The following is a 26,968-nucleotide window of genomic DNA, read 5'->3' as shown; positions in this document are numbered from 1 at the left end:
CCATAAAAATCGTCAGCAAAACATGTTCAACATTGCTAATTCCTGCCATATGGTCCGGCAAAAAGGATGTCCTTGATGAATCTCAACACGCCGCAGTTTTCCGATTTTTTCCATGACGGCCTTCGCCTCGCTTATTTTGACGAAGGCGATCCGGCGGGAGACCCGGTTTTGCTGATCCATGGCTTTGCATCCAGCGCCAACGTCAACTGGGTCCATCCCGGCTGGCTGAAGACGCTGGGAGATGCCGGCTACCGGGTGATCGCCATCGATAATCGCGGCCATGGCGCAAGCGACAAGCCGCATGATACGGAGGCCTATTATCCGTCCGTCATGGCCGAAGATGCGGTGGCGCTGCTCAACCATCTCGGCATCGCAGAGACGCATGTGATGGGTTACTCCATGGGTGCACGCATTTCCGCCTTCCTGGCCATGGCGCATCCCGAGCGCGTGCGTTCTCTGGTCTTCGGCGGGCTCGGTATCGGCATGGTCGAAGGTGTGGGCGACTGGGACCCGATCGCAGAGGCGCTTCTCGCGCCTTCGCTCGATGTCGTGACCCATGAGCGCGGCCGCATGTTCCGAGCCTTTGCCGATCAGACGAAAAGCGACCGCTTGGCGCTTGCCGCCTGCATCGAGACATCGCGGGTTCTCGTCACACGCGACCAGGCGGCAAAGATAGATGCGCCGACGCTGATCGCGGTCGGAACGAAGGACGATATTGCCGGCTCCGGTGAAGAGCTCGCTGCCATCATGCCGCACGCGCGGGCGATCGACATTCCCGGCCGCGACCACATGCTGGCCGTCGGCGACCGCGTGTTCAAGGCGGCGGTGCTGGATTTCTACCGTTCGTTCTGAGTTGACGCATTTTCGAGGAAAAACGGGGCAGGCTTTCCGCGCAGAAGCGCGGCAAAGCGCAGTTCGGCAAGAAACGGTTTTTCAAGCTGCATGAAGAAAAACTGAAGCCGTGCCGCCTTTAAAGTCGTCATTCGAATCCCATTTCTAATGCACGTCTTTTTCTGTATAAAGAACGACCACTGCAAACGAGGAGACCGTTCATGGTCGCACGTACCGAGGCCCGTCAGCCTGAACAGCTGGCGATCGTCGACCCGATCTGGGGCAGCCTGCTGCATGAAGCGCGCAGCGCCGCCGCACAGGATCCGCTGCTTTCAGCCTTTCTTTATTCGACGATCCTCAACCACCGGTCTCTCGAAGAATGTGTGATCTACCGTATCTGCGAACTTCTCGACCATCCGGACATACAGGCCGTGCTGTTGCGTCAGACCTTCCAGGACATGCTGGATGACTGGCCGGAATGGGGAAGCGTTCTCCGTGTCGACATCCAGGCCGTTTACGATCGCGATCCGGCCTGCACGCGCTTCATGGAACCGCTGCTTTATTTCAAGGGTTTCCAGGCCATCCAGACCCATAGGCTTGCCCACTGGCTGCTGCAGAAAGGCCGCAAGGATTTCGCGCTTTATCTGCAGAGCCGGTCTTCGAGCATTTTCCAGACCGATATCAACCCCGCAGCACGCATCGGCAAGGGCATCTTCCTCGACCACGCCACCGGGCTGGTGGTCGGCGAAACGGCAGTCATCGGCGATAATGTCTCCATCCTGCATGGCGTCACCCTCGGCGGCACCGGCAAGGAAGGGGCGGACCGTCACCCGAAGATCGCCAACGGTGTGATGATCGGCGCGGGGGCGAAAATCCTCGGCAATATCGAAATCGGCAGCTGCTCGCGCATCGCCGCAGGATCTGTAGTGCTGAAGCCGGTTCCGCCGAAGACCACGGTTGCCGGCGTGCCGGCGCGGGTGGTGGGAGAAGCAGGGTGTTCTGAACCCTCGCGCCTGATGGACCAGCTCATCGGAGCCGATATCTGAGCGGCACTGTCGCGTTGACAGGTGGCCGGGTTTTTGCCGTCGTCCGTGTGGAAGACACGGATGACCTGCCGCTTTCACTTTACTTTGGCCTTTGTCCCATGCCAAAAGCGGGCCAACGCGAACCGCACAGGAGAATAGTGGTGAAAGCCGACGAAATCAAAAAACTCGACGCCTACTTCAAGCGTACCTTCAACCCGACGATGGTGGTCAAGGCGCGTCCGCGCAAGGACGATTCCGCCGAAGTGTATCTTGGCGAAGAGTTTCTCGGCGTCGTTTACATCGATGACGAAGACGGCGACCGTTCCTACAATTTCTCGATGGCGATCCTCGACGTCGACCTGTGATCGTCACCGTTCGGTGACCCAGGGGGCCTCCATTCATCGCCCGCGGTGGTTCACGCCGCGGGCGATTTGTTTTTCCGTTGCACGATCCGCATCGTCAGGCGACTTTCCGGCCGCAATGTTACCCGCATCAGCGGTGCCGCAGTTGCCGTTGACCTGTTTTCCAGGTGAAGGCCTTGCAGAAGAACGGCCAGGATCGTCACGGCTTCCATCATCGCAAAAGCATTGCCGATGCAGATGCGGGGTCCCGCCCCGAATGGCATATAGGCATAGCGGTGGCGCGCCTTCGCCTTTTCCGGTTCGAAGCGCGACGGATCGAAGCGCTCGGGCTCGTCCCACAAGGCGGCGTGGCGGTGCACGGCATAGATGGGCACGTAAAGAACGGTGCCCGCCGGAATATCATGCCCGCCGAGCCTGAAGTCTTCAAGCGCCGTGCGTGTAATGACCGGAGCTGGCGGGTAAAGCCGCATCGCTTCCGAGAACACCTGTCGGGTATAGGTCAGGCCGGCGATATGTTCCGCCGCGACCGGTTCACCGGCGGTGACGGTGTCGATTTCCTCGAGAATTTTTCTCTCCGTCTCCCGGTTCTTCGACAGAAGATGAAACGTCCATGCGAGACCGAGCGCCGTCGTTTCGTGGCCGGCGGTGATGAATGTCAGGAGATTGTCGACGATTTCCGTGTCGGTCATCATGCGTCCGGTTTCAGGATCCCTGGCCTCCAGCAGCATCGAGACGAGGTCGTTCCTTTCGGATGCATTTTTCCGCCGTCCGGCAATCACCTTCGCAAGGCTTTCGCGCAGATAACCGACGGCGATCCGGGCCTTGCGCCGGCCGGGATGAGGTAGCCATTCCGGCGCCCCCAGCATGGTGAGCGCGAAGGTCCAGCCTGTTGGTTTAAGATAATCGGTAATGCTCTGTTCGACCCGCGCAACATCAATTCCGTATCCACCGGACATCATCGTTTCGACGATGATGTCGAACGTGGTTCGCATCATTTCGTGGCCCACGTCGATGTCACCAATGGAAGGAGAGCGCCAGCGCGCTTCCGTGCGTCGTGCCGTCTCGATCATGACCGGAAGCAGATCCAACAGCTTTTCGTGGCGGAAAGCGCCTGCGACGGATTGCCGTTGCCATTTCCAATGGTCCCCGTCGGCGGTCAGAAGTCCCTGACCGAGGGCCGGGCCGAGGACGCGCCGCACATCTTCACCCTTGCCAAGCAGATGGGCGTTCTTGACCAGAGCCTCGTGGATCAAAACCGGGTCGGCGAGATGCACGCGCATCGTATCGCCAAGGCGAGTGAAAACCGCCGGTTCATGAAAGATTTCCGGCGGCAACGCCTTCAACGGATTGCGGATAATGGAGAGAGCGAGACGCGCGGTGGCGAGCTTCGATACGGTTTGTGTCCCGATCGCCTCGGGCGAGGGGTTGCGAAGGCCGGTGTCGGTCATCTGCGGGTCCTTTATGCGCGTTGAACAATGGCAACATGCTGTTAAGGTGTTTACCTTATACCGGTAATTTAAGGTGTACGCCTTAATTTTCAATGGTGGGGTGAAATTTCTATGATGAACGGCGCGAAACGGCCGGGGCGATCCCTGACACGTGAAAAAATTCTAGATGTTACACTCGGTCTCTTCAACGAACGTGGCCCGGACCGTGTGACAACGGCCGAAATCGCCGGCGATGTGAAAATCAACGAGGGCAATCTCTATTATCATTTCCGCACCAAGGAATCGCTGGTCCTTGCCCTGTTCGCCCGCTTCGAAAACGATGCGCTGGCGCTCGTCGCGACTGTTGACGGAGCGGACGAGGCGGCTGCGGCGACTTATGCCGGCTTTTTGCGGCAGTGGTTCTCTCTCGTCTGGAACTACCGCTTCCTTTTTCGCGATCTTGTCGGTCTGGTGGCGTTGGCACCGGGGCTGGTGGAGCCCGTCCGAACCATAAGCGCCGCCATGCGTCTGGCGGTCGGCCACATCGTCACGCGGATGCAGAATGCGGAGCTGGTGGACATTCCCGAACCGGAGCGCGAGGCGGTTTTGACGAATTTGTGGATCGTCTCGACCTATTGGGCGTCCTATCTTAATCTGCAGGAAGGTGTCAGCGAATTCGGGTCGCAGCAACTGGAGTGGGGGCTGCGGCAGGTATCCAGTCTGTTCAGGCCTTATCTTTCTTCCGAGGCAATGGCCGAGCTGGAGTCACTGGGAGAAGGCGAGAAATAGTGTCTCCGACAGGGGACATTTGCGCCAATGGAAAACCGCCCGTTTATAGCGGGCGGTTTCATTACACCGGTTTTCCGGTGCAGGCGTCAGGCCGCCTTGAGCAGGTCGCCATGCGGATCGAGCACGAACTTGGTGGCTGCGCCCTGGTCGAAGCTCTCATAGCCCTGTACGGCATCGTCGAGCGCAATGATTCTGGCGTTGACGATGTCGGCAATCGGCAGGCGGTCGTGCAGGATCGCCTGCATGAGCTGGCGGTTATATTTCAGCACCGGTGTCTGGCCGGTGTGGAAGGATTGCGCCTTCGCCCAACCGAGGCCGAAACGCAGTGACAGGCTGCCCTGTTTGGCAGCATCATCCACCGCGCCCGGATCTTCGGTGACATAAAGGCCTGGAATGCCGATCGAGCCGGCGGCGCGGGTGATTTCCATCATCTGGTTGAGAACGATCGCCGGCTGTTCGCCGCCTGCGTGGCCGCGCGCTTCAAAGCCGACCGCGTCGATGGCGCTGTCCACCTCGTTGGTGCCGACAATCTCGGCGATCATGTCGCCCAGCCGGTCGCCCTTCGAGAGATCGACGGGTTCGAAGCCGACTTTCGCAGCGTGGGCAAGACGATCCTTGTTGAAATCGCCGATCATGACGACCGCAGCACCCAGAATGCGGGCGGAGGCGGCAGCCGCGAGGCCGACCGGGCCGGCACCGGCGACATAAACAGTGGAGCCGACGCCGACACCGGCCTTCACTGCGCCGTGGAAGCCGGTTGGCAGAATGTCGGAGAGCATGGTGAGGTCGCGGATCTTCGACATCGCCTTGTCACGATCCGGGAATTTCAGCAGGTTGAAATCGGCATAGGGGATGGTGACATATTTCGCCTGACCACCGATCCAGCCGCCCATGTCAACGTAGCCATAAGCGCCGCCGGCGCGGGACGGGTTCACCGTGAGGCACACGCCGGTATCCTGCGACTTGCAGCAGCGGCAGCGGCCGCAGGCGACGTTGAACGGCACGGAAACGATGTCGCCAACCTGCAGCATCTCAACATCGATGCCCTTCTCGATGACTTCGCCGGTGATTTCATGACCGAGAACGAGGCCCGGCATCGCCGTGGTGCGGCCGCGCACCATGTGCTGGTCGGAGCCGCAGATATTGGTGGAAATCACCTTGAGAATGACACCGTGCTCGATGCGCCGGCCATCCGGCGCCTCAAGCTTCGGGTCGTCGATGTCGCGGACTTCGACCTGACCCGGCCGCATGTAGACGACGCCTCTGTTCCTGCTCATATCCATCTCCTCCATGGTTGAACACCGTACCTGTCCGCTCCTCCGCGGGCAGATGACTTCATGGGTGCAGCAAACCATGAGAGGGGAGATGTGGCGTTCGGGAATACGACACGCGGTGTGGTCGTAACGACACCGCGTTTCGCCCGATGTCACGGTGGTGTTATCTGTCGAGCGGTTTCCTGAGGCGGCCGGCGGCGTCCTGAATATATTGCCAGGCGACACGGCCTGAGCGGCCGCCGCGGGTGGTTGCCCATTCCAACGCCTCGTGATGCAGTGTGTCGCGGTCGAGACCCAGATCGAAATGCGTGGCATAGCTGTCGATCATCGTCAGATAATCTTCCTGACCGCATTTGTGGAAACCGAGCCAGAGGCCGAAGCGATCGGAGAGCGACACCTTTTCCTCAACCGCTTCGGATGGGTTGATGGCGGTGGACTGCTCGTTTTCCATCATGTGACGCGGCAGAAGATGGCGACGGTTGGAGGTCGCATAAAACAGCACATTGTCAGGACGTCCCTCGATGCCGCCGTCTAGCGCTGCCTTCAGCGATTTATAGGCGGTGTCGTCATGGTCGAAGGAGAGGTCGTCGCAGAAAACGATGACGCGCTGGCCCGAGGCCTTGAGGATGTCGAGCAGGGCGGGCAGGGTGTGGATGTCCTCGCGGTGCACTTCCACCAGCTTGAGCGAAACACCGCTTGCCGCACGCACATCTTCGTGAACGGCCTTCACCAGCGAAGACTTGCCCATGCCGCGCGCACCCCACAGCAGCACGTTGTTGGCGGCGAAACCTTCCGCGAAACGCAGCGTGTTTTCGTGGAGAATGTCGCGGACATGATCGACGCCGCGGATGAGTTTCAACGCGATGCGGTTGGGGCGGGGAACAGGCTGCAGGAAAGAGTTCAGCGGCGCCCAGACAAAACAATCCGCCGCATTCCAGTCGTTTACGGCGGGCGCCGGTCCCGCCAGCCGTTCGACGGCATCGGTGAGCCGGCGCAGTTCTGAAAGAAGCAGGGAGGCCGTTTCTTCTCGAATCATGGTGTTTCTTCCGCTTGTCTGATGTTCAAAAGTCTGTTTTGCGCCCGGCCTAGCATGGTGTTTGGCGCCCATAAAGGTTAAGAGGTCCGGAATCGGTACGGCGAGGGCCCTGCATCTGTTGCAATCCCGGCGTTCCCCACTATATTCCGGCGGCTTGAAAGCTGGGGCGGCATACGAGGTCGTGCCGTAATCGTTGAGGAGTTTTATATGTTCATTAGTCAAGCTTTTGCCCAGGATGCAGCGGGCGGCACGTCGGCGCTGGGTTCCGGCCTTGAAATGCTTTTCCTGTTTGCGCCGCTCATGGTGGTCTGGTATTTTTTCCTCATCCGTCCGCAGCGCGCACAGATGAAGAAGCGCCAGGAAACGCTGACCAATATTCGCCGCGGTGATCAGGTCGTTCTCGGCGGCGGCATCGTCGGCAAGGTGACCAAGGTCATCGATGACAGTGAACTCGAAGTCGAAATCGCCGAAGGCGTGAAAATCCGCGCTGCCCGTGCTTACATTGCCGAAGTGCGCGTGAAGGGCGAAGTGGTCAAGACGGAAGCCGCTTCCTGATCCTGCCGGACAACCGAATGCCCGATTGCGAATTTTGACGGGTTGCGCAGATCGCGACCCCAACCCTGACCGAGATCGAAATGCTTCATTTTTCCCGTTGGAAAACAGTCTTCATCTGGCTGCTTGTGCTGGCAAGCGTCGTCATCGCCTCTCCCAATCTGTTTACGGACAAACAGCTGGAGGGCATGCCTGCCTGGTACAAGGACAACAAGGTAACGCTCGGTCTCGACCTTCAGGGCGGTTCCCACATCATGCTCAAGATCGAGCGTTCCGACATCGTCAAGGAACGGCTCGAAACCATCGTGGGCGATGTGCGAACGCAGCTTCGCGATGCCAACATCCGTTATTCGGGCTTGACCGGCAACGGCCAGCAGATTCAGGTCCGCATCAGCGATCCGGCGCAGCTGGAAGCCGCCAAGAACGCACTTCGCGACCTGACGCAGCCGGTATCCGCCGGTACGCTGGTCGGCGGCTCCATTACCGAAGTGACGATGAATGATGGTGGCGACAATCTGCTGCGTCTCAATCTCACGGATGAGGGCATCGATTACCGCCTGTCATCAGCCGTTTCGCAGTCCATCGAAGTCGTGCGCCGCCGCGTTGACGAAGTCGGCACGACCGAGCCGCTCATCCAGCGTCAGGGTTCCGACCGCATCATCGTGCAGGTGCCTGGTCTTCAGGATCCGCAGCGCCTGAAGTCACTTCTCAACCAGACGGCAAAGCTCTCCTTCCGCATGGTTGACACCACCATGCCGGTGCAGGAAGCCATGAACGGCCGTCCGCCAGCGACGTCCGAGGTTCTCTATTCGCAGGACGATCCGCCGGTTCCCTATCTCGTGGAGCGCCGTGCGCTCGTTTCCGGCGACAATCTCGTCGACGCGCAGGCAAGCTTCAACCAGCAGACCAATGAACCCGTCGTCACCTTCCGCTTCGACAGCCGCGGCGCGCAGCGGTTTGCGCAGGCGACGCAGCAGAATGTCGGCAAGCCTTTCGCCATCGTGCTCGATAACCAGGTCATTTCCGCGCCTGTCATCCGTGAGCCGATCATTGGCGGTTCGGGCCAGATTTCAGGTAATTTCTCGGTGCAGGGCGCGAACGACCTTGCTGTGCTGCTGCGCGCCGGTGCACTGCCGGCGACGCTGACGGTGGTTGAAGAGCGTACCGTCGGTCCGAGCCTCGGTAACGACTCCATTACCGCCGGTCTGACGGCAAGCGCCATTGGCGCCGTGGGCGTCCTCATCTTCATGTTCGTGTTCTATGGCTTCTTCGGCCTGCTGGCGAATATCGCTCTTGTGGTCAACGTCATCATGCTGCTGGCCGTCCTCAGCGTGATCGGATCGACGCTGACACTACCGGGTATCGCCGGTATCGTCCTGACCATCGGCATGGCTGTCGATTCCAACGTTCTGATCTACGAGCGAATACGCGAAGAGGTGAAAAGCGGCAAACCACTGATCCAGTCACTGGATAATGGCTTTACCCGCGCCTTTGCGACCATCATCGACGCCAACCTGACGACGCTGATCGTGGCGAGCGTGCTGTTCTACATGGGCACGGGTCCGGTCAAGGGCTTTGCGGTTACGCTGGCCGTCGGTATCATCACGACCGTCTTCACGGCCTATACACTGACAGCGTGGATGTTCGGTTACTGGGTTCGTCGCAGCCGTCCGAAGCATCTGCCGAAGGGCGTTCGTACCGCCATGTTCGATGGTCGCGACATCCCGTTCATGCGCTACCGTCGCGTGGTGTTCATGATCACCGGCGTCATCATGCTTGCCTGCGTTGGCGGTTTCATCGCCAAGGGTCTGAACCTCGGTATCGACTTCCAGGGCGGCTCCGTCATCGAAGTCCGTGCCAAGCAGGGTGAGGCCGATCTGGCCGATATCCGCGATCGTCTGAACCAGCTCAACCTGGGTGAAATCCAGGCTCAGAATTTCGGTACGCCGCAGGATGTTCTCATCCGCATTCAGGCGCAGGAAGGCGGCGAAAATGCCGAGCAATCCGCCATCACCATGGTGCGCGGCGAGCTTGAGGACAAATATGACTTCCGCCGCGTTGAAGTTGTCGGCCCCGCCGTTTCCGGTGACCTCACCTTCACCTCCACGATCGGCATCCTGCTCGCCATGACGGCGATCATGATCTACATCTGGGTTCGCTTCGAATGGCAGTTTGCGCTCGGCGCCGTCATTTCGATGGTGCACGACGTTGTCTTCACAATCGGCCTCTTCGTGTTCCTGGGGATAGAGTTCAACCTCACCAGTATCGCGGCGATCCTGACGATTATCGGTTATTCGCTGAATGACACCGTCGTCATCTATGACCGTATCCGCGAAAACCTGAGGCGCTATAAGAAGATGCCGCTGTCGATGATTATCGACGTGTCGCTGAACCAGACGCTGTCACGTACCATCCTCACCGGCTTGACCGTGCTTCTGGCGCTGCTCGCGCTCTACCTCTTCGGTGGCGAGGTCATCCGCTCCTTCACCTTCGCCATGCTCTTCGGTGTCGGTATCGGCGTGTTCTCGTCGCTCTACATTGCCGCTCCGGTGCTGATCGCCTTCAAGCTTCGTCCTGATAGCAAGGATGCGGAAGACGAGAAGGATGAAAAGTCCGGCAACGCCATCGGCGGCAAGCCTGCCGTCTGATGGCCGGCGGGATCGAAATACGCCCGGCCCATTTTCCCGGCCGGGCGCCCATAGATGCTTATGGCAATGGCGGCTTCCGCTTTGCCGACATGTCGCATCGAGGCTCGCTTCTGCTCCTGCCTTCGGGCATTTTCGGGTGGGAGCTCGTTGACGCCAAAGAACTGAGCGTCGGGCATTTCGAAAAGGTTCTGGCGGAAGCGCAGGATATCGAAGTGCTGCTGATCGGCACGGGAGATGGTATGCGGGTTCTGCCGAAGGAGCTGCGCGCGGCTTTCAAGGAAGCGGGCATTTCCATTGATCCGATGAGCACGGGTGCCGCCGTACGCACCTACAATATCATGCTTTCGGAATCGCGCGCCGTGGCTGCGGCGTTGATTGCCGTCGAAGGCTGACGTAACGCTCCGCGCGGGGAACCATGGCACCCACAGAAAATCTCGACGTCTGCCTTGCGACGCTGCGCGATACGGATCGTGACCGCTATCTCGCCTGTCTTTTGTCTCCCGCGGACAGGCGCAACGCTCTTGCAGCGCTTTATGCCTTTAACGCCGAGATTGCGCGTATTCGCGATTCCGTGCGTGAAGCGCTGCCAGGTGAGGTGCGCATGCAATGGTGGCGCGATCTGCTCGAGGGAAGTCCCCATGGGGACAGCCAGTCGCACCCCGTCGCGTCGGCGCTTCTGGAAACGATCGAGCGTTACAGGCTGCCACGATCGGTGCTTTCCAACATGATCGAGGCGCGCATCTTCGATCTCTATGACGATCCTTTCGAGGATCGCAACGCGCTTGAAGGCTATGCAGGGGAAACGGCTTCGGCGCTGATCCAGCTTGCCAGCCTCGTTCTGTCTCCGGAAGAGGCCGCGGCAAGCGCGGAAGCGGCCGGACATGCGGGTGTGGCGCAGGCCATGGCCGGCATGATGCTGCTCATGCCACTGCACCGTCGCCGTGGTCAGGTGTATATTCCAGCCGACATGCTCTCGGCCGCCGGGCTTGACCGGGAGACGTTCCTGGAAGGCACGGACCGACAGCGCATCGGCATTGCTATCGAACTGTTCGCGGCCCATGCGCTGGATCATATCGAGAAGGCAAGACGCGCTCGCATTTCGGGCAACGTCTTTGCGGCCTATTTGCCCGTCGCCATTTCCGGACCGGTCATAACGGCCGCGAGAAAGGCTGGCGCGGGCGTGTTTGAAGGCGAAGTGCAATTATCGCAGCTTCGTCGGCAATGGCTGTTGGCAAAAGCCTCTTTCCTCAAGCGCTTCTGATCGTCACTCCTGGCGCCGATGCGGGGAGCCATACTTCGCGCAAGCCTCGTTTCCTATCAAAGCGAACCGGGTTCGCTTCGTTTCGATTCGCGACCCATGATGTTTGGTTGTTGAGGGAGCGTTCCGGATGAATATGGCGATCTGGATTATCGTTTTCGTGCTGCTTTTGGTCTTTGCCGTTTATGCCTGGCGCATGTCGCGGGCGACGGATGAGGACAACAGCCATGATGTCGGGCAGGCGATCATGGATTTCGCCCGCGCCTTTCCCAATGAGGCGATCAGAAGCCTGCACATGACGGCAGATGGAGGCGCTGCCTTCGTGCGGCTGCACGACAACAAGGCCGGTTTCATGCGCAACATGGGTTCTCATTACGTCTGCGTGATGATCGATCCCGAGCGGATACGGGTGGAGAGCCTGGAAAGCGGAGACGGTTTCGTCGTTACCTTCTTCGACATGCCGAAATATAGCGGTTCATACCGCTTCAAATCGGCAGGAGAGGCGGCCGAAGTCTCTCTCTGGCTGCTCGGCAGTCTCGTTGAGGCGCAGGATCATCACGATGAAGGGCCGCTCCCTTCCGGCGCCTGATGGCTATCGCATGGCCCGTCACTGCCCGTCGAGCGGCGGCCGATTGGCCCCTGCCTGCTGGCGTTCGCGCCAGATGATGAACAGGCCGGATGCGACGATGATGAAAATACCGAGCCATTTCGACGGCGTCGGAAAATCCGAGAACAGCGCATAACCGAGGATCGTCGCCGAGATGATCTCGAAATACTGGAACGGCGCCAGCAGCGAGAGCGGGGCCAGCCTGAAAGCCCTGACGATCAGCAGATGCATGTAGCCGGATATCGATCCTAGCAGCACGAGCAGAGCCAGGGCCAATCCCGATTGCGGCAGCGAGACGGCGAAATCCTTGTCGCCGAGCGCATCGCCGGCAAGAAGGGCCGCTCCCATGAATACCGTGCCGGCAATGCCCGACATGGTCTGCATCACAAGCGGGCTGTCGGCGTCGCCGATGGCTCGGTTCAGGAAGAGGTAGAGCGTGTAGAGGAATGCGCAGGCCACCGGCAGCAGCGAGGTCCAGCCGAAGATTTCGAAGCTCGGCTGAATGACAATCATCGCGCCGCCGAAGCCTACCACGATCGCCGTCCACCGCTTCCAGCCGACCCTGTCGCCGAGAAACAGAGCCGACATCATCGTCAGCATGAAAGGTTCTACGAAATAGATCGCGAACACATCGGCAAGCGGCATGTATTTGACTGCGGCGAAGAACATCAGGCTGGCGGAAGCGTGCAATACGCCGCGCAGGCAGTTCATCCAGGGACGCTTCGCGCTGAAAAGCGCGCTCGGTGAGACCATGAGCAGCAGCGGCAGGGTGCAGACCACCTGGAAGAAGAAGCGATAGAAGGTTACCTGCGCCGGTGACATGCCGCCGACCACGGCCATGTATTTGGCTATTGCGTCCATGACGGGCAGCACGAACATGCAGGTCGCCATGATCGTCATGCCCTTGGCGACATCGCTGAAACCGGTCTGGCTGGTCATGGTTCGAATAGCGCTTTCGACCGGAAGGTCCATTGAGAGAAGGGGTGCTAAAGGCTGCCCCCCTTCGCAGGTCAGGCGGCCTTCTGGCGCGGCAGGCTCTTCATATCAATGACGAAACGATAACGCACATCGCTTTTTATCATGCGTTCATAAGCATCGTTGATCTGATCGATATCGATCATCTCGATTTCGGCGGCGATGCCTTTTTCGGCGCAGAAATCCAGCATTTCCTGGGTCTCGGGAATGCCGCCGATCATCGAGCCGGCAAAGGTCTTGCGGCCCGGAATGAGACTGAACGCCATTACCGACAGCGGCTTTTCCGGCGCACCCACCTGTACCAGCGCGCCGTCTCGCTTCAGCAGGGCAAGATAAGCGTTGATGTCATGGTCGGCGGCGACGGCATCGATGATGAGGTCGAGGCTCGAAGCGGCCTTTTTCATCTGATCCGCATCGCGCGAGACGATCACCTCATGGGCGCCGAGTTTTTTTGCGTCTTCAGCCTTGCCGGGCGACGTCGTGATCATCACCACCGTCGCGCCCATGGCATTGGCGAGCTTCACCGCCATATGACCAAGGCCACCGAGACCGACAACGCCGACCCGCTTGCCGGGGCCTGCATTCCAGTGGCGCAGCGGGGAGTAGGTGGTAATGCCCGCGCAGAGCAGGGGTGCGGCAGCGGCCGGATCGAGACCTTCGGGTACGCTGAGAACGTAACGGTCATCGACCACCACATGAGCGGAGTAACCGCCAAGCGTATGGGCGCCGCCGCCCATCGCCTTGTCAGGCGAATTATAGGTGCCGGTCATGCCGTTTTCGCAATATTGCTCCAGCCCCTCGGCGCAGCTTGCGCATTGCCGGCAGCTATCCACGATGCAGCCGACGCCGACGCGGTCACCCGTCTTGAACCTGGTGACGTCCGAACCCACGCGGCCGACACGGCCGATGATTTCGTGGCCGGGAACGCAGGGGTAAAGAGAGCCCGGCCATTCGCTGCGGGCCGTGTGGATATCGGAGTGGCAGACGCCACAGAATTCTATTTCGATTTCGACATCGCGCGGGCCGGGATCGCGACGCTTGATGGTCGCGAGCTTCATCGGTGAAGATCCGTCGTCGCAGGCGTAAGCGGATGTTGTGAACATGGTCGTTCCTCCTTTTGTGGTGATCGATGCATCAAACACCGGCCTGCGGCAGGGGTTGCGGCGGTCAGCCGCCAGCGCCGGTTTCGGGGACTGCCGGGCCAAAAACCTCCTCGAAGGCCTCGCGCAGCAGGACGTCGACATCACCGATCATAACCGGCAATCCAAGATCGACAAGGCTGGTAACGCCATAGGCGCTGATGCCGCATGGAATGATGCCGGTGAAGTGCGAGAGATCGGGATCGACATTGATCGCGAGCCCGTGAAAACTCACCCATTTGCGCAGACGGATACCCAGTGCGGCAATCTTGTCTTCTGCCATGCCGCCATCCGGCAGGAGAGGTTTTTCGGGGCGCCTGACCCAGACGCCGACGCGATCTTCCCGCCGCTCGCCACGCACGTTCATCTTATCAAGTGTGCGGATGATGACATCCTCGAGTGCCGCCACATAGGCGCGGACATCCTGGCGGCGGCGTTTGAGATCAAGCATGACGTAAGCGACCCGCTGGCCGGGGCCGTGATAGGTATATTCGCCGCCGCGCCCCGTGGCGAAGACCGGGAAACGATCCGGTTCGATCAGATCGGCCACATCGGCGCTGGTGCCGGCCGTATAAAGCGGCGGATGCTCCAGAAGCCAGACGAGTTCGTCCGCCTCGCCAGCTGCGATGGCGCTAACCTCGCGCTCCATTTCCTCTACCGCCTGCTCGTAAGGCACGAGGCCATCAGAGATTCGCCAGCGAACGGGCGGCGAACCGGCGGCGGGGAGCATTTTTGTCTCGATATCCGTGCGTGTGAGCATGAAAAAGTCCTTTCCACAGCCTTCTCGCAAAATGGCGTCACGGCCGCAACCCCAGCATTTCCGGGCTTCCTGCATATAGGATGGTGCAGTGCGATTTTTAATTTCAAAAAACTGTCACGACGCTCTTGTGCACCCAAAATCCTTTTGCTACATGCACCCCCGTCGGCGCAAGTCGACGCCTACCACGATGCGGTCGTGGCGGAATTGGTAGACGCGCAGCGTTGAGGTCGCTGTGGGGCAACCCGTGGAAGTTCGAGTCTTCTCGACCGCACCAAAGAAACCCGCTTCGGCGGGTTTTTTCTTTTTTAGACAATCGGTTAGCCCTGACCCCACAATACGCCAGGCTGCGTCGGAGCCAATTCGGCTACCGTGTTTTATTTTGCCGTCAGCATTATAAAAATTACGGGCGGCAAATCATTGACCCGACGCCGCCCGAATTGAATGGCCGGACTGAACTAGCGTCGGTAACGCTGTCCGTCCCCGACACGGTAGGGGTCCCCATCCATTACCTGATCCATTCGCCACTCGTTTCCACGATATGGGCTATGCCACGTCTGGCATCCGGCCAGAAAGACGGTTGCGGTCAGCAATCCGAAAGTAAGGGCGGCTCGCATCATCTTGAACTCCTCGAAATGTCATCCCAGCCATGTAGGCGCACGCCCGCATTTTTGCGATACCTCGTCGGAATTTGTCGTCCGTTTTAGAACGGCGCAACAATTTGGATTGCCGGAAAATTCCGGTGGATATTGATGCACGCTTTGGTAGCTCGTCTGCTCCCCCCACAAAACGAGGGGTGGAATATGAGAGGTCTGATGTTAGCTTTTGTCAGGAAATAATATCCGGGGGTTTTCGTGCAGGGGGACAAGACGGATTCAGACAATGCGCTCGGTTATTACATGTGGAGCATTTCCGACAACAGGCTGATCATGGATGCGATTACCGCGGAATGCCATGGATTTTCCGAACCGGTTGCATCACGCGGGGTAACGATCGAGGAGATTCTGGAAAGGATCGATATTGAGATGCGCGATCGGGTGGCACAGGCCATTTTCGACAGTATCACCACGGGCGTCTTTTTCGATCAGCGTTACAAGGTCAACCTGCCTGACGGCTCTAGCCGATGGATCGCGGCAAAGGGCAGGGCGATCTTCGATCCGGAGGGCACGCCTTTTCTCGGTATAGGCAGCGTCCGGGATATCACGCTGAAAAAATCTTACCAGTTTGAACCACGCCAGTAACGACAACAAAAAAGAGGCGGCTTTCGCCGCCTTTTTTCGTCTGCGCCTTGCCGGGACATCAGAACACGGCGAGATATTTCAACAGCGAAATAATACCGATAATAATGACGATAACCTGTGCGATCTGTTTGGCGCCGCCGCCAACGGGCAGTCGCGCGATGAGCCACAAGACAAGCACAATCACCAGGAAGGTGATCAGAATGCTGACGAGCGTTGATGTAACCATATGTCCCAGCTCCCTATTGAAATTCGATATTCAACGATGGTTCACCGTTGCGTGAGTAAAAAGGCGCCAGCCGGTATTTTGTTCCATGTGGTCGATTGCGCGCGATTAAATTAGGATTTTCTGAATGACCGAGAGCGTGAGGATGAAATCGAGGCCGGTCGGCGCTTCCGTCAGCGTGGGGCGGCTTGGCCGTCCTCATGTGTCGTCGGTCACCGGTGGCGCTCTGGACATCGTCACGGGGGTTTCGGAGCCAGGGTTTAACCCAATCGATCTTTTATACTCGTCGCTGGCCGCGTGCCTGGCGCTCAGCGTCCGCATCGCAGCCAGCAGCTTGGGACTGCTCGATCTGTTCGAGGGTGTTCGTGTTGATGTCTCCGGCGAGAAATCGGCTGATGAACCCTATCGCATCATCCGCTTCGACATTCGGATGGAGATCGCCGGAAACTTCAACGCGGCGGAGCGACTGGCGCTTGCGCACAGGGCGGAGGATATCTGCACCGTCAGCAACACGCTGAAGGGCGATGCGGAGTTTGTGCTGTCGATTACCAGCTGACGGTTACGGCTTCCTCGACTTTTCCCATTTCTTCACCAGCCGGTCGCGTTTTAGCTTCGAAAGCCGCTTCACCCAGAAAATGCCGTCAAGCTGGTCAATCTCGTGCTGGATGCAGATGGCGTGAAATCCCTCGACGGCCTGACGGTGCTCCGTGCCGTCGATGTCCTGAAACCTCACTTCGATCTTGGATGGCCGCTCCACTTCGTCCGTGAAGCCCGGCATCGAGACGCTGCCCTCCACATGTCGCATGGTCTGCGTGGCGCGGCCGATGATTTCGGGATTGACGTAGGTAAGAACCGTCCCCGGCGTCAGTTCCAACACAAAAACACGCTGCTTCACGCCGATATGGGCGGCGGTGATGCCGACACCCGGGGCGGCGCGCATCGTGTCGATCAGGTCGCTGACAAGATCCTGCAATTGCCCGTCAAACACCGTGACCGGCTCGCAGATTTCCGATAAGCCGGGATGCGGATAGGGCAGGATAGGCCTGGTTGCCAAGGAAATGCTCCGTTCGTTTCAAATCCGGGCGGCGGCGGCGAGCGCCTTTCCCTCCGCCGTCGCTTCCAGGAAGCTGCGCTGGGTGCGGGCATCGCGTCTCGTTACCTGCACGAAGCGCGGTGACAGACCGGCGATTTCGCGCAGAACGAGGGCATGTGCAAGACCCAGCCTGTTGGCAATGCCGCGGCTGTCTGTGGCTATATTGAAGTCGACCGCAATCAGTATCGCCGCGCCGGTGGATGTCAGCAAGGGCTGCGATCGCTCTTGAACCCGTGCCACCGCAGCCATGAAGGCATCAGCGGACTGTTCCTCATTCATCAGGAGGCATCCGGGCGCAGGCGGACGGACACGAGCACGGATTTAGACGTCGGTGTAAAACTGTCTTTGCCATAGCTCGACAGCGGCACCAGCACATTCAGTTCCGGATAATAACCGCCGATGCTGCCCCGCGGAATATTGTAGGGCACCAGCCGGAAATTCTGTGCGATGCGTTCGACCCCATCGCCATATTCGCCAACGACATCGACACGCTGGCGGGAATGGGCGCCGAGCGCTTGCATATCCGCCGGGTTCATGAAGATGACGTGGCGTTCGCCATAAACGCCACGATAGCGGTCGTCCATGCCGTAGATCGTGGTGTTGTACTGATCGTGGCTGCGGAAGGTCTGCAGGACGAAAAGGTTCTCGCGCGTGAGCGCCTGCTGGTGTTCGGTCTGTTCGGGCAGGGGGCCGCTGAAAAAGATCGCCTTTTTCGCCGGTGTGTTCCATTGCCGTTCCGCAGCCCTATTGGGCAGACGGAAGCCGCGCGGCACGCGAACGCGTTCGTTGAAATTCTCGAAGCCGGGAATGACCCGCTCGATCATGTCGCGGATAAGATCGTAATCATCAGCGAGCGCTTTCCAGTTCACAGGCCCGCTGCCTAGCGTCGCTTCTGCGATGCCGGCGATGATGGCGACTTCCGAGCGCAATTCGTCCGACGCCGGTGGATTGATGCCGCCGGAGCCGTGCACCATGCTCATGGAATCCTCGACCGTGACGATCTGCGCCCGGCCTGCCGAATTGCGGTCGATCTCGGTTCGCCCCAGGCAAGGCAGCACGAACGAGGTTTCGCCAGGCACGAGATGCGAATGATTGAGCTTGGTGGCGATGTTGACGGTGAGCTTCTGATTTTCGAATGCCTTGATAATAAGCGGGCTATCGGGCGTGGCGCGCAGGAAATTACCCCCGAGCGCAATGAAGGCTTGCGCCTTGCCCTCAAGCATGGCCGCCACAGCCTCCACCGTATTGTGGCCGGGCTTGCGCGGCATGGTAACGCCGAGTTCCTTTTCCAGCGCATCGAGAAGTGCGGGCGGTGCTTTTTCATCGATGCCGACGGTGCGGTCGCCCTGAACGTTGGAATGACCGCGCACGGGGCAAAGGCCCGCACCGGGACGACCGACATTGCCGCGCAGCAACATGAAATTGGTGATCTCGCGCACGATGACGACCGAGTGACGATGCTGAGTGACGCCCATGGCCCATGTCGCGATGACGGAGCCGGCCTTCATGTAGATGTGGGCGGCTTCTTCGATCTCCTCGCGGGTGAGGCCGGACTGGTCGAGAATGGTATCCCAGCTCGTCGCTTCGACGGCGGCACGGTAGGCCTCGAACTCCGCTGCATGTTCGGCGATGAAGTCGTAGTCGATGATGGCGGGTTCGCCCGCCGCCCTTGCAGCGTCGTCAGCGGTGAAGACCGCCTTGCTCATGCCGCGCACCGCCGCCATGTCGCCGCCCTGGCGCGGCTGGTAATAATTGGTGGCAATCTTCGTGCTGCCGCCACTGATCATCTCGATCTTGTCCTGCGGGTCTGCAAAGCGCTCCAGCCCCTTTTCGCGAATGGGATTGAATACGGCGATCCGGGCGCCGCGCAGGGCGGCGCGGCGCAGGTCGCCCAGCATGCGCGGATGATTGGTGCCCGGGTTTTGCCCGATCACGAAAATCGCGTCGGCCTTTTCAAAGTCCTCGAGCAGCACCGTTCCCTTGCCGACACCGATCGATGCGTTCAATCCGACACCGCTTGCCTCGTGGCACATGTTGGAGCAGTCGGGGAAATTATTGGTGCCGTAAAGCCGCACCATCAGCTGATAAAGGAAAGCCGCCTCGTTGGAAGCGCGGCCGGACGTATAGAATTCAGCCCGGTTCGGGTTGTCGAGACCGTTGAGGATGCTGCCGATTTCGGTAAAGGCCTCGTCCCACGATACGGGCAGGTATTTGTCGCTCATCCGGTCATAGCGCATGGGATGGGTGAGGCGCCCCTGTTTTTCCAACTCGTAATCGGACCAGCCGCGCAGTTCGGAGACGGTGTGGCTGGCGAAGAACTCCGGCGGCACGCGGGCTTCGGTCGCTTCCCAGGACACCGCCTTGACGCCGTTTTCACAGAACTCGAAAGAGGAGCCGTGTTCCGGATCGCCCCAGGCGCAACCGGGACAGTCAAAACCATCCGGCTGATTGGTCTTTAACAGGGTGCGGACGCCCGAGATCGGTGCCCCGGATTCCAGAAGGCGCTTGCCGACGCTTTTAAGTGCGCCCCAACCGCCTGCGGCGGACGATGCCTTGCCGATGAAACCCGTCTTGCTCATGGTTTGCCACCCCAAAACTAACTTTCCGCGTCCGGTCGGCGCGGTTTGTCCTTTGTCAAAAACATCTTCAGAAGCGCCCATCCGCATCGGCTGTCAACGCCTTTGTTGTGCGTTGCGGTAAAACCAGCGTCATGGCTCTCAACCTTGGCTGCGGAACGGCGTAAAGGGTGCGGGCGTTGTCGTAAAACAACCGGCACGGATCGGCTATTCATGCTTATAAGCCGCACTCCGCCCGGTCCTGCCGGAGAGGCGAAGAGGAATGACGAATGGAATTTTCGCGACACGCGCGAAGCTTAGGTATTTGCAGCTATCCGGTTGTTGACAATATGCTTTTTAACGCCATTCTGCCTTCGAATCCGAGCATTGCGGCATTTGAATACAAGGGGACGCCAGATGACAGACCGTGACGACGACGCTGTCGCGCCCGATGAATTGAAGCCGTCGGATGCCCCGTCGGATATTTATGCCGAAGATGGCTCGGTGCGTTCCGATTTTCTGACGATGGTGGGTGCGGCAATCGCCGATCGCGACCTCTTGTTCCTGCGCAAGAATGTGGCGCGGCTGCATGAATCCGAACTCGGAGACCTGCTTGAATCCATTCTCCCGGAACAGCGCCACGCGCTTGTGCGGCTGCTCGGTTCCGATTTTGACATGACGGCGCTGACCGAGGTGGATGAAGGTATCCGCCTCGATATCGTCGATCAGATGTCGAACGAGCAGATCGCTGCCGGTATCGGCGAGCTCGATTCCGACGACGCCGTCTACATTCTTGAAGACCTCGACGACGAGGATCGTAAGGACATTCTCTCGCAGCTGCCCTTCACCGAACGCGTGCGGTTGATGCGGGCGCTGGACTATCCTGAGAGCTCGGCCGGTCGGCGCATGCAGACGGAATTCGTCGCCGTGCCGCCATTCTGGACTGTCGGGCAGACTATTGATTATCTGCGAGAGGAGGAGGAACTCCCGGATTCCTTCACCCAGATTTTTGTCATCGATCCCACTTTCAAGCTGGTCGGCGCGCTCGATCTCGACAAGGTGCTGCGGGCCAAGCGCCAGGTGAAGATCGAAACGATCATGCACGAGACAAACCATTCCATTCCAGCCGAAATGGACCAGGAAGAAGCAGCGCAGCTCTTCGAGCAATACGACCTTCTGTCCGCCGCCGTGGTGGACAATAACGGCCGGCTGGTCGGCGTGCTGACCATCGATGACGTGGTCGACGTCATCCAGGAGGAGGCCGAGGAAGACCTTCTGCGTCTCGGCGGTGTGGGTGACGAAGAGCTGTCGGACTCCATCGCCAGCACGTCCCGTTCCCGCGTTCCGTGGCTCGCCGTCAATCTCATCACTGCCTTTCTGTCCGCTTCCGTCATCAGCCTGTTCGATGCGACGATCCAGCAGATCGTCGCGCTGGCGATCCTGATGCCTGCGGTTGCCGGCATGGGCGGCAACGCCGGATCGCAGACCATGACGGTATCGGTGCGCGCGCTCGCCACCAAAAGCCTCGATATCAACAATGCCGCCCGCATCATCCGGCGCGAGGCGGGGGTGGGCATTCTGAACGGCATGCTGTTCGGCTGCGCCATCGGCGTTGTCGCGGCGCTATGGTTTCAGGACATCCATATTGGGGGCATCATCGCCACGGCCATGTGTCTCAACATGCTCGCGGCGGCCCTGGCGGGAATTCTCATTCCGCTCGTCCTCGACAAGTTCGGAGCTGACCCTGCCGTCTCATCCGCCGTCTTCGTAACGGCGGTGACGGACATTGTCGGGTTTTTTGCCTTTCTGGGGATAGCGACCTGGTGGTACGGAATTTCGGGATAGGCGAGGGCGGCCATAAAATTGACTTTTACGTGAAGGTCAAATAATAATGATCCGGTTAGGAATCGGATAGGCCCGTGAACAAATATTATAGCATAACCGAACTGACCCGAGAATTCGGTGTTTCCACCCGCACACTCAGATTTTATGAGGATGAAGGGTTGATCCATCCTGAGCGGCGCGGGCGCACCAGGCTTTTCCGTGCTGCGGACCGCCGTCTCATTCAGGAAATCCTGCGCGGTCGCCGTATCGGTTTCACGATAGCCGAAATCCGCGAGATCATTCAGGTCTACAAGGAGCCGCCGGGGGAATCGGGCCAGCTTGTGCTTCTGATGAAGAAGGTCGATGAAAAGCGCGCTGATCTTCGGCAGAAGCGTAAGGATATCGAGGAGACGCTGGCGGAGCTCGACAATGTCGAAGAAGCCTGTCTGACGCGTCTTGCCGAAATCGGCGTTGGGACCTGAGTACTGCTTTTTAGTGGTATCGGATATTCCGTTGACGTAACTGTCGTGAACGGCTCCAAGACTCTCCGCTTTACTTCATATGAAACGAGCGGGTTCGGCTTGCCCCGCCGACGAGAATGTCGCGGCAGCGGGATGTGGGACATGATCTCGATTTATCACCGACGTTCGCCCCCTGATCCGACCCTTCGGGCCACCTTCTCCCCGGAAAGGGGGAGAAAAGACGGCGACCGCTGACGCTCTGGCTGCCTGCGCTACTGCGCCTCAACAGTGCACTGCTGTGCCACTTCGCTGACCTTCGTCTGCTGATCCGCGGTCAGCTTGCCTTCCATCATGATGTCGAAAAGGCTTTCCGCCTGGAGCTTCTCCAGCGTGCAGCCGCAGAAGCGCTGGCACAGCTCCAGCCCGTTCGCCTGTTCGACGCAGCTTTTTTCGCAGCTTGATTTGTATAGTTCGACCTGATCGACAGGCGGGGGCGGGGCGACGAGCGACAGGGTGTAAACAAGGCCGATTAATACCGGCTGGTGGATGAGATAGAAGGCAAGGCTGTGACGGCCGGCGCTTGCAAGAAGGTTGCGAGGTGAACTCGGGCTTCGAAAGCGGTCGAGCCAGCCGCGCGGCGAGACGAATTGCGAGACCGCAAGCCCGGCGAGGAACGGCGCAAGCCAGGGCAGCAGCGGGACATAATCATTCGAACGGGGTGGCTGGGTGGAAAAGCCGATCCAGGCCAGCCATTTTGCATTGAACACTTCGGATTGCAGATATTGCGGCAGGATAAAAGCAATCACAGCGAAAAGCAGTGTCACCGCTGCGGGTGCCCTGAGGAACAACAGTCCCACGAGGCTTGCGGCGGCAATATTATGCAGTATGCCGAAGAAGATGAAGCTGTCCGGAAAGGCAAAATAGGTGGCGATGGTGATGAGCAGCGCCGAACCGGCCACCATGGCGAAACGCTTGCCGAAGGATGGCCAGTTCACGCCCTTGCCGTGGGCGAGAAACAGGCTGAAACCCGCAAGGAACAGAAATGACGTGGCGATGCCGCGTGCGTAAAGCTTCCAGAGGCCCGTGGTTGCCGTGCCTGGTTCGAGATAACCGAAATATTCCAGATTCCACGTGAAGTGGTAGGACGCCATGGCGATGAGGGCCAGCCCGCGGAGCGTGTCGAGGCCGCCTATGCGGCCTTTACGGCGGTTTTCGTCGGCGACTGTGTTTGTGTCCATGGTTTCCGTGTTTCAGCTTTCGGTAAGGCCGGTGTCTTACTCGGCTTGGCCCTTGAAGTGCGGCTATTTCAAGGCCTGTTTTCTTCCATGATGGCGCGTCGCGCCTCGGAAAAGAACTGGCGGCGCAAGAGCGCGACAATGATGATGACCGTGCTGGCGATGAAGACATAGGGGCTGATGAACCAGCCGAGATAACCGATGGACAGAAATATGGTCCGCAGGCCGTCATTGAAGTTCTTGGCGGCGATGATGTTCATCTTGATGACGTTCTCGGCCGCGCGTTCCGCCGCCTCGCGGTCGGCGCCGACGTCGTGCACCATGGGAATGGCGCCGAAGAGGATGGTGCAGTAGTTGAACAGCCGGTAGGACCAGCCGAATTTGAAGAAGGAGTAACCGAAGAGACAGGTGAGCCCGATGACCTTCAGTTCAAAAGCCGTGCGACCGGCATAATGCACGAAAGGCATGTCGCGAAACACCGACTCGACCTGCTCGGTCGCCCCCAGAAGGGCAAAACATCCGCCGATGGCGAAGATGGAGGTGGAAGCGAAAAAGGCGGTTCCGTTCTGCAGGCCGGCCATGATCTGTGTGTCGATCATCTTCAGGTCGCGCTTCAGCGAATTCATGATCCAGTCGCGACGGCGCTCGGCCATGGCCTGGTTGAGGCTGGCGCGCGAAAACAGCCTCGTTCCCGTCGTCACATGGGTGTAGGCGGCCCATAGAAGGATGAAAACGACAATCGCGATATAGTCGATGACGGTCATTACGGGCAGGCCACCTTGCTGTTTGCGAATCTTCGAAACCATATTGATTTGAAGGCCATGGCAAGGCAATGGCGGCGGCTGACGTCGCCCCCATATTCTCTTTTGGCGTTGCGGTTTCATCATTCGGTTCAACGCTAACTTTCCGGTAACCAAGTCGCTTTATCAGTCCTGTCGCGGACGACAGGTCTGCCGGTTCCGGGTTAAGGTTTTGCGTACCGGTTCCGCCTGGTTTTTCACCAAAGGCAGGGACGGATTGACAGGATGGACGTTCGCACCTAGCTTTTCTTCCGGACCGGTGTTTCCGGTATCCGGAGCATCAAGACTGATATGCCCCGCATCCTGCAGGCAGGTCTTGTTTTTTCCGGCCCGGTATCAGCGGCAGTCCGGCGTGAGCAACCGGGGGACGCCTTTTCTACGAATCGTTCCCTTCATGTCCGCCTGTCACTGGCTCGCGACCCGGCGAAGATGCCGGTCCGTTTATTCTCTTCCTTCAGGTTTCCCATGACAGATAATAACCGCTCCGTTTTCATTCTTGGCGGCGCGCGCTCCGGCAAATCGCGTTTTGCGGAAGAGCTTGCCATAAAGGCGGGCGGAAACCTGCATTATCTGGCCACCGGCCGGGCATGGGACGACGAGATGCGTGACCGGATCGCCCATCATCAGGCGCGGCGTGGCGGCGAATGGACCACCCATGAAGCGCCCGTCGATATCGCCGCCATGCTGGAGCAGCTGGACCGGCCGGACAATGTCGTTCTCGTCGATTGCCTCACTTTGTGGCTTACCAATCTGATGATGGAAAATGCGGATTTCGATGCTGCCTTCGCGGCACTTGAGGCGGCGATCCTGTCGGCTCGGGCGAAGCTGATTTTCGTCTCCAACGAAGTCGGTCTCGGCATCGTGCCGGAAAATCGCATGGCGCGGGAATTCCGGGATCATGCGGGGCGGCTGCATCAGCGAATCGCCGCCATTGCCGGTGAGGTCTTTTTCGTCGCCGCCGGGTTGCCCCTGAAAATGAAGGGCTGAAGCGGCACCCGCGAAAGCGCGGTCGACATCGCCGCACTCCAGCTTAGAGGCAAATTTCCCTTGTAAATGCGAGCCGCATTTTGGCGAGGCTGCGGCAGCTTTGCTTTCTTGATCTGGATCAAGGTCGCTTCCCATTCCCGATGGCAATGCTCCAACCGACGCAAAGGCGCACGTCCGCTCTCCCAGGCGCATGCAGTGCCTTTCGTCGGTCGGCTTGCACGTTGGGGGAAACCAACAATGAACTACACACTGGAAACCGCGATCGTGGCCCTTGGGGCCTTTCTCGCGTTGCTCGGGGCGGCATTCGCCCATGACAGTCTTTTCGCCGCCCATATGTGGGTGCTGTTCTTTACGCTGCTGGTCAGCACGGTGCTTCTGTTGCGCCGTGTCTCCTTTGCGCCCGTCGATCCGGCCGCGCGGGCCCGGCGCAAGTCGGAATACTTCGACGGAGTCGTACGATACGGTGTCATCGCCACCGTCTTCTGGGGCGTCGTCGGCTTCCTGGTTGGCGTCGTGGTGGCGCTGCAGCTTGCTTTTCCGGATCTCAACATTGCGCCCTATTTAAATTTCGGCCGTGTAAGGCCGCTGCACACGTCGGCGGTGATCTTCGCTTTCGGGGGAAATGCGCTGATCGCCACCTCATTCTACGTGGTGCAGAGAACCTGTCGGGCACGCCTGTTCGGCGGCGATCTCGGCTGGTTCGTGTTCTGGGGCTACAACCTCTTCATCGTCATGGCCGCCACCGGCTATCTGCTCGGCATAACGCAGGGACGCGAATATGCGGAGCCGGAATGGTATGTCGATATCTGGCTGACGATCGTCTGGGTTGCCTATCTCATCACGTTCCTCGGCACGATCCTGACACGCAAGGAGCCGCATATCTATGTGGCGAACTGGTTCTACCTGAGCTTCATCGTGACGATTGCCATGCTGCACATCGTCAACAACCTCGCCATTCCAGTCTCTTTTCTCGGCGTCAAGAGCTACTCCGCCTTTTCGGGCGTGCAGGACGCGCTGACGCAATGGTGGTATGGCCATAACGCCGTCGGCTTCTTCCTGACGGCCGGCTTCCTCGGCATGATGTATTACTTCATTCCGAAGCAGGTGAACCGCCCGGTTTATTCCTACCGCCTGTCGATCATCCACTTCTGGGCGCTGATCTTCATGTATATCTGGGCAGGCCCGCACCACCTGCATTACACGGCACTTCCGGACTGGGCGCAGACGCTTGGCATGGTGTTCTCGATCATGCTGTGGATGCCATCGTGGGGCGGCATGATCAACGGCCTGATGACGCTTTCGGGCGCCTGGGACAAGATCCGTACCGATCCCATCGTGCGCATGATGGTGATGGCGGTTGCCTTCTATGGCATGGCCACCTTCGAAGGCCCGATGATGTCGATCAAGGCCGTCAACTCGCTCAGCCACTATACCGACTGGACCATCGGCCATGTGCATTCGGGCGCGCTCGGCTGGAACGGCATGATCACCTTCGGCGCGATCTATTATCTGACGCCCAAGCTGTGGGGCAGGGACCGTCTTTACAGCCTGCAACTCGTGAACTGGCACTTCTGGCTCGCCACGCTCGGCATCGTCATCTACGCCGCCGTCATGTGGGTGGCCGGCATCCAGCAGGCGCTGATGTGGCGCGAATATGATAGCCAGGGCTTCCTTGTCTATTCCTTCGCGGAATCGGTGGCAGCGCTGTTCCCCTATTATGTGATGCGTGCACTGGGCGGCCTGATGTTCCTCAGCGGCGCGCTGATCATGGCCTACAACGTCACCATGACCATCCTCGGTCATCAACGCGAGGAGGGCGCCAGCAAAGGCGCGGCTCCTTCGCTGCAGCCCGCTGAATAGGAGGGGCCG

The 26,968-nt window shown here is 59.3% G+C and carries 28 protein-coding genes and 1 tRNA gene; 16 read left to right on the top strand and 13 right to left on the bottom strand.

What is annotated here, in order from left to right; genetic code table 11:
- The first annotated feature begins 75 nt into the window (after positions 1-75).
- Positions 76-852, top strand: a complete 777-nt coding sequence (locus HQN82_RS05705; RefSeq protein ID WP_004441923.1) for an alpha/beta fold hydrolase — start codon at positions 76-78, stop codon at positions 850-852.
- Here the strand turns inward: HQN82_RS05705 and HQN82_RS05700 are convergent.
- Entirely contained in the window at positions 837-983 is a 147-nt protein-coding gene (locus tag HQN82_RS05700; RefSeq protein WP_004441921.1) for a hypothetical protein, read from the bottom strand. The genes HQN82_RS05705 and HQN82_RS05700 overlap by 16 nt on opposite strands.
- A gap of 69 nt (positions 984-1,052) precedes the next feature.
- Here HQN82_RS05700 and cysE point away from each other — a divergent pair, with 69 nt between their 5' ends.
- Together cysE and HQN82_RS05690 are read left to right on the top strand one after the other, a co-directional pair.
- Positions 1,053-1,877 (top strand): serine O-acetyltransferase, encoded by an 825-nt coding sequence (gene cysE / locus HQN82_RS05695; RefSeq protein WP_004441918.1) that lies wholly within the window; start codon positions 1,053-1,055, stop codon positions 1,875-1,877.
- Between the two features lie 140 nt (positions 1,878-2,017).
- A complete protein-coding gene (locus HQN82_RS05690; RefSeq protein ID WP_003524869.1) occupies positions 2,018-2,221 on the top strand; it encodes a DUF3126 family protein in 204 nt (67 codons plus the stop codon).
- A 50-nt stretch (positions 2,222-2,271) separates the two neighbouring features.
- Here the strand turns inward: HQN82_RS05690 and HQN82_RS05685 are convergent, their stop codons facing one another.
- Positions 2,272-3,666 carry a cytochrome P450 gene (locus HQN82_RS05685; protein ID WP_173614636.1) on the bottom strand — a complete coding sequence of 465 codons (1,395 nt, stop codon included), beginning with the start codon at positions 3,664-3,666 and terminating at the stop codon, positions 2,272-2,274.
- 111 nt (positions 3,667-3,777) lie between these two features.
- Here HQN82_RS05685 and HQN82_RS05680 point away from each other — a divergent pair, with 111 nt between their 5' ends.
- A complete protein-coding gene (locus tag HQN82_RS05680; RefSeq protein WP_037092812.1) occupies positions 3,778-4,434 on the top strand; it encodes a TetR/AcrR family transcriptional regulator in 657 nt (218 codons plus the stop codon).
- A gap of 86 nt (positions 4,435-4,520) precedes the next feature.
- Here HQN82_RS05680 and fdhA read toward each other — a convergent pair whose 3' ends face one another.
- Positions 4,521-5,711, bottom strand: coding sequence for a formaldehyde dehydrogenase, glutathione-independent (fdhA, locus tag HQN82_RS05675; protein ID WP_004441915.1), 1,191 nt, complete (start codon positions 5,709-5,711; stop codon positions 4,521-4,523).
- Between the two features lie 160 nt (positions 5,712-5,871).
- Positions 5,872-6,744, bottom strand: coding sequence for an ATP-binding protein (locus tag HQN82_RS05670; RefSeq protein ID WP_112765821.1), 873 nt, complete (start codon positions 6,742-6,744; stop codon positions 5,872-5,874).
- A gap of 207 nt (positions 6,745-6,951) precedes the next feature.
- Between HQN82_RS05670 and yajC the strand changes: the two genes are divergently transcribed.
- From yajC to HQN82_RS05645, 5 genes are all read left to right on the top strand, one after another.
- Complete coding sequence (yajC, locus tag HQN82_RS05665) at positions 6,952-7,299, top strand: preprotein translocase subunit YajC (RefSeq protein WP_004441911.1); 348 nt, start codon at positions 6,952-6,954, stop codon at positions 7,297-7,299.
- A gap of 80 nt (positions 7,300-7,379) precedes the next feature.
- Complete coding sequence (gene secDF / locus HQN82_RS05660) at positions 7,380-9,944, top strand: protein translocase subunit SecDF (RefSeq protein ID WP_004441909.1); 2,565 nt, start codon at positions 7,380-7,382, stop codon at positions 9,942-9,944.
- A complete protein-coding gene (locus tag HQN82_RS05655) occupies positions 9,944-10,336 on the top strand; it encodes an Mth938-like domain-containing protein (protein WP_173614635.1) in 393 nt (130 codons plus the stop codon). The genes secDF and HQN82_RS05655 overlap by 1 nt, the downstream gene beginning before the upstream one ends.
- A 23-nt stretch (positions 10,337-10,359) precedes the next feature.
- A complete protein-coding gene (locus HQN82_RS05650; protein WP_004441906.1) occupies positions 10,360-11,205 on the top strand; it encodes a phytoene/squalene synthase family protein in 846 nt (281 codons plus the stop codon).
- A 127-nt stretch (positions 11,206-11,332) separates the two neighbouring features.
- Positions 11,333-11,791: a hypothetical protein gene (locus tag HQN82_RS05645; RefSeq protein WP_112765817.1), complete on the top strand. Its 459-nt coding sequence runs from the start codon at positions 11,333-11,335 to the stop codon at positions 11,789-11,791.
- Between the two features lie 18 nt (positions 11,792-11,809).
- Here HQN82_RS05645 and HQN82_RS05640 read toward each other — a convergent pair whose 3' ends face one another.
- The 3 genes from HQN82_RS05640 to lipB form a co-directional block, all read right to left on the bottom strand.
- The gene (locus tag HQN82_RS05640; protein ID WP_004441900.1) at positions 11,810-12,748 is read right to left on the bottom strand and encodes a DMT family transporter; all 939 of its coding nucleotides are present in this window, start codon (positions 12,746-12,748) and stop codon (positions 11,810-11,812) included.
- Positions 12,749-12,819: 71 nt separating this feature from the next.
- Positions 12,820-13,887, bottom strand: a complete 1,068-nt coding sequence (locus HQN82_RS05635; RefSeq protein ID WP_173614634.1) for an NAD(P)-dependent alcohol dehydrogenase — start codon at positions 13,885-13,887, stop codon at positions 12,820-12,822.
- Positions 13,888-13,951: 64 nt separating this feature from the next.
- Positions 13,952-14,683 carry a lipoyl(octanoyl) transferase LipB gene (lipB, locus tag HQN82_RS05630; RefSeq protein ID WP_173614633.1) on the bottom strand — a complete coding sequence of 244 codons (732 nt, stop codon included), beginning with the start codon at positions 14,681-14,683 and terminating at the stop codon, positions 13,952-13,954.
- 189 nt (positions 14,684-14,872) lie between these two features.
- Here lipB and HQN82_RS05625 point away from each other — a divergent pair.
- Positions 14,873-14,957 (top strand) — tRNA-Leu (locus HQN82_RS05625).
- A gap of 577 nt (positions 14,958-15,534) precedes the next feature.
- Positions 15,535-15,921, top strand: coding sequence for a PAS domain-containing protein (locus HQN82_RS05620; protein ID WP_173614632.1), 387 nt, complete (start codon positions 15,535-15,537; stop codon positions 15,919-15,921).
- Between the two features lie 58 nt (positions 15,922-15,979).
- Here the strand turns inward: HQN82_RS05620 and HQN82_RS05615 are convergent, their stop codons facing one another.
- Positions 15,980-16,147 carry a Thivi_2564 family membrane protein gene (locus tag HQN82_RS05615; protein ID WP_003502827.1) on the bottom strand — a complete coding sequence of 56 codons (168 nt, stop codon included), beginning with the start codon at positions 16,145-16,147 and terminating at the stop codon, positions 15,980-15,982.
- Between the two features lie 124 nt (positions 16,148-16,271).
- On the opposite strand from HQN82_RS05615, the gene HQN82_RS05610 reads away from it, so the two are divergent.
- Positions 16,272-16,700 (top strand): OsmC family protein, encoded by a 429-nt coding sequence (locus tag HQN82_RS05610; RefSeq protein ID WP_077986262.1) that lies wholly within the window; start codon positions 16,272-16,274, stop codon positions 16,698-16,700.
- 3 nt (positions 16,701-16,703) lie between these two features.
- Here the strand turns inward: HQN82_RS05610 and HQN82_RS05605 are convergent, their stop codons facing one another.
- The 3 genes from HQN82_RS05605 to HQN82_RS05595 are packed head-to-tail and all read right to left on the bottom strand — an operon-like array spanning position 16,704 to position 19,816.
- Positions 16,704-17,198 (bottom strand): peptide deformylase, encoded by a 495-nt coding sequence (locus tag HQN82_RS05605; RefSeq protein WP_037092801.1) that lies wholly within the window; start codon positions 17,196-17,198, stop codon positions 16,704-16,706.
- An 18-nt stretch (positions 17,199-17,216) separates the two neighbouring features.
- Positions 17,217-17,516, bottom strand: a complete 300-nt coding sequence (locus tag HQN82_RS05600; RefSeq protein ID WP_006697425.1) for a hypothetical protein — start codon at positions 17,514-17,516, stop codon at positions 17,217-17,219.
- Entirely contained in the window at positions 17,516-19,816 is a 2,301-nt protein-coding gene (locus HQN82_RS05595) for an FdhF/YdeP family oxidoreductase (RefSeq protein ID WP_173614631.1), read from the bottom strand. Before HQN82_RS05595 ends, HQN82_RS05600 begins: the two co-directional genes overlap by 1 nt.
- A gap of 393 nt (positions 19,817-20,209) precedes the next feature.
- Between HQN82_RS05595 and mgtE the strand changes: the two genes are divergently transcribed.
- A complete protein-coding gene (gene mgtE, locus HQN82_RS05590; RefSeq protein WP_022556183.1) occupies positions 20,210-21,637 on the top strand; it encodes a magnesium transporter in 1,428 nt (475 codons plus the stop codon).
- 74 nt (positions 21,638-21,711) lie between these two features.
- Complete coding sequence (locus HQN82_RS05585; RefSeq protein ID WP_004441868.1) at positions 21,712-22,098, top strand: MerR family transcriptional regulator; 387 nt, start codon at positions 21,712-21,714, stop codon at positions 22,096-22,098.
- A gap of 251 nt (positions 22,099-22,349) precedes the next feature.
- Here the strand turns inward: HQN82_RS05585 and HQN82_RS05580 are convergent, their stop codons facing one another.
- On the bottom strand, positions 22,350-23,315 hold the full coding sequence (locus HQN82_RS05580; RefSeq protein WP_173614630.1) for an acetyltransferase domain-containing protein: 966 nt from the start codon (positions 23,313-23,315) through the stop codon (positions 22,350-22,352).
- 68 nt (positions 23,316-23,383) lie between these two features.
- Complete coding sequence (locus HQN82_RS05575) at positions 23,384-24,076, bottom strand: DUF599 domain-containing protein (protein WP_006697428.1); 693 nt, start codon at positions 24,074-24,076, stop codon at positions 23,384-23,386.
- Positions 24,077-24,577: 501 nt separating this feature from the next.
- Between HQN82_RS05575 and cobU the strand changes: the two genes are divergently transcribed.
- Together cobU and ccoN are read left to right on the top strand one after the other, a co-directional pair.
- A complete protein-coding gene (gene cobU / locus HQN82_RS05570) occupies positions 24,578-25,099 on the top strand; it encodes a bifunctional adenosylcobinamide kinase/adenosylcobinamide-phosphate guanylyltransferase (RefSeq protein ID WP_045534991.1) in 522 nt (173 codons plus the stop codon).
- Positions 25,100-25,336: 237 nt separating this feature from the next.
- Positions 25,337-26,959, top strand: coding sequence for a cytochrome-c oxidase, cbb3-type subunit I (gene ccoN / locus HQN82_RS05565; RefSeq protein ID WP_173614629.1), 1,623 nt, complete (start codon positions 25,337-25,339; stop codon positions 26,957-26,959).
- Positions 26,960-26,968: the final 9 nt, after the last annotated feature.

The organism is Agrobacterium pusense (assembly GCF_013285525.1).
Classification (GTDB): domain Bacteria; phylum Pseudomonadota; class Alphaproteobacteria; order Rhizobiales; family Rhizobiaceae; genus Agrobacterium; species Agrobacterium pusense.
This window is presented reverse-complemented; position numbering and strand designations above follow the sequence as displayed.

What these genes read in the sequence shown, in the direction of transcription:
- HQN82_RS05615 (WP_003502827.1), bottom strand. Translation starts at nt 16,147, where the DNA reads ATGGTTACATCAACGCTCGTCAGCATTCTGATCACCTTCCTGGTGATT.
- HQN82_RS05685 (WP_173614636.1), bottom strand. Translation starts at nt 3,666, where the DNA reads ATGACCGACACCGGCCTTCGCAACCCCTCGCCCGAGGCGATCGGGACA.
- mgtE (WP_022556183.1), top strand. Translation starts at nt 20,210, where the DNA reads ATGACAGACCGTGACGACGACGCTGTCGCGCCCGATGAATTGAAGCCG.
- HQN82_RS05705 (WP_004441923.1), top strand. Translation starts at nt 76, where the DNA reads ATGAATCTCAACACGCCGCAGTTTTCCGATTTTTTCCATGACGGCCTT.
- HQN82_RS05670 (WP_112765821.1), bottom strand. Translation starts at nt 6,744, where the DNA reads ATGATTCGAGAAGAAACGGCCTCCCTGCTTCTTTCAGAACTGCGCCGG.
- lipB (WP_173614633.1), bottom strand. Translation starts at nt 14,683, where the DNA reads ATGCTCACACGCACGGATATCGAGACAAAAATGCTCCCCGCCGCCGGT.
- HQN82_RS05610 (WP_077986262.1), top strand. Translation starts at nt 16,272, where the DNA reads ATGACCGAGAGCGTGAGGATGAAATCGAGGCCGGTCGGCGCTTCCGTC.
- HQN82_RS05640 (WP_004441900.1), bottom strand. Translation starts at nt 12,748, where the DNA reads ATGACCAGCCAGACCGGTTTCAGCGATGTCGCCAAGGGCATGACGATC.
- HQN82_RS05575 (WP_006697428.1), bottom strand. Translation starts at nt 24,076, where the DNA reads ATGACCGTCATCGACTATATCGCGATTGTCGTTTTCATCCTTCTATGG.
- HQN82_RS05650 (WP_004441906.1), top strand. Translation starts at nt 10,360, where the DNA reads ATGGCACCCACAGAAAATCTCGACGTCTGCCTTGCGACGCTGCGCGAT.
- cobU (WP_045534991.1), top strand. Translation starts at nt 24,578, where the DNA reads ATGACAGATAATAACCGCTCCGTTTTCATTCTTGGCGGCGCGCGCTCC.
- HQN82_RS05655 (WP_173614635.1), top strand. Translation starts at nt 9,944, where the DNA reads ATGGCCGGCGGGATCGAAATACGCCCGGCCCATTTTCCCGGCCGGGCG.
- HQN82_RS05680 (WP_037092812.1), top strand. Translation starts at nt 3,778, where the DNA reads ATGATGAACGGCGCGAAACGGCCGGGGCGATCCCTGACACGTGAAAAA.
- HQN82_RS05645 (WP_112765817.1), top strand. Translation starts at nt 11,333, where the DNA reads ATGAATATGGCGATCTGGATTATCGTTTTCGTGCTGCTTTTGGTCTTT.
- ccoN (WP_173614629.1), top strand. Translation starts at nt 25,337, where the DNA reads ATGAACTACACACTGGAAACCGCGATCGTGGCCCTTGGGGCCTTTCTC.
- cysE (WP_004441918.1), top strand. Translation starts at nt 1,053, where the DNA reads ATGGTCGCACGTACCGAGGCCCGTCAGCCTGAACAGCTGGCGATCGTC.
- HQN82_RS05700 (WP_004441921.1), bottom strand. Translation starts at nt 983, where the DNA reads ATGACGACTTTAAAGGCGGCACGGCTTCAGTTTTTCTTCATGCAGCTT.
- fdhA (WP_004441915.1), bottom strand. Translation starts at nt 5,711, where the DNA reads ATGAGCAGGAACAGAGGCGTCGTCTACATGCGGCCGGGTCAGGTCGAA.
- HQN82_RS05580 (WP_173614630.1), bottom strand. Translation starts at nt 23,315, where the DNA reads ATGGACACAAACACAGTCGCCGACGAAAACCGCCGTAAAGGCCGCATA.
- HQN82_RS05600 (WP_006697425.1), bottom strand. Translation starts at nt 17,516, where the DNA reads ATGAATGAGGAACAGTCCGCTGATGCCTTCATGGCTGCGGTGGCACGG.
- yajC (WP_004441911.1), top strand. Translation starts at nt 6,952, where the DNA reads ATGTTCATTAGTCAAGCTTTTGCCCAGGATGCAGCGGGCGGCACGTCG.
- secDF (WP_004441909.1), top strand. Translation starts at nt 7,380, where the DNA reads ATGCTTCATTTTTCCCGTTGGAAAACAGTCTTCATCTGGCTGCTTGTG.
- HQN82_RS05595 (WP_173614631.1), bottom strand. Translation starts at nt 19,816, where the DNA reads ATGAGCAAGACGGGTTTCATCGGCAAGGCATCGTCCGCCGCAGGCGGT.
- HQN82_RS05635 (WP_173614634.1), bottom strand. Translation starts at nt 13,887, where the DNA reads ATGTTCACAACATCCGCTTACGCCTGCGACGACGGATCTTCACCGATG.